This window comes from Bartonella sp. AA126HLJHH, assembly GCF_042197425.1.
Taxonomy (GTDB): Bacteria; Pseudomonadota; Alphaproteobacteria; order Rhizobiales; family Rhizobiaceae; genus Bartonella.
This window is the reverse complement of the sequence record NZ_JBHIRU010000124.1, coordinates 1-656: the sequence shown is the minus strand read 5'-3', so window position 1 is coordinate 656 and position 656 is coordinate 1. Positions and strand designations below refer to the sequence as shown.

The window sequence follows — 656 nt, the reverse complement described above, 5'->3', positions numbered from 1 at the left end:
ATGCGATAAAGAGTTTGATTATTAAATACACGTGTCTCATTTGTGAGTGCAAACTTTTTTTGCATAGCACAATTCCTTTATAAATAGATTTGAATTTTAGAATGAAATGTTTAAAGAGGGGCGCCCCCGCCGCGCCCGCGCGTCATTTACACAGTTGTAAAAACAATATCACCAGTGATAACGGGTTCTTTATAATTGCCACCAATTTTGGTATCACCACCAATCTCAGTATAGCCAATTACCTTGGCATTGCCATAGACATGAGCATCACCATGGACCTTGCCATAAATTTTTGCATTGTCATAAATGCGAGCATCATCATAAACCTCGGCATTATCAGAAATTAAAGCATTATTGGAAACCCAAGCGCCACCATAAACCTTGCCATAAACCTTGGCATTGTCATAAACGCAGCCCCTATCATAAACATGGGCATAACCAGTCACTATAGCATTCCCATAAACCTTGGCTTCTCTATTGACCATAGCAGCGCCACAAACATGGGCATTATCGCAAACCCTAGCATTATCAAAAACTATAGCATTTTCATAAACATGGGCATTATCATAAACCTGAGAGGTTCCTAAAACACGTGCTTTATCATAAACCTCAGCATTGCCATAAATTCTAGTTTTATCAAGAAACTTGCCATAAAT

The 656-nt window shown here is 38.7% G+C and carries 1 pseudogene; it reads right to left on the bottom strand.

Annotated features, from left to right (window positions below):
- Positions 1-146: 146 nt before the first annotated feature.
- Positions 147-656 (bottom strand): annotated as a pseudogene (locus ACFIQC_RS10090) (hypothetical protein); the annotation flags it as partial.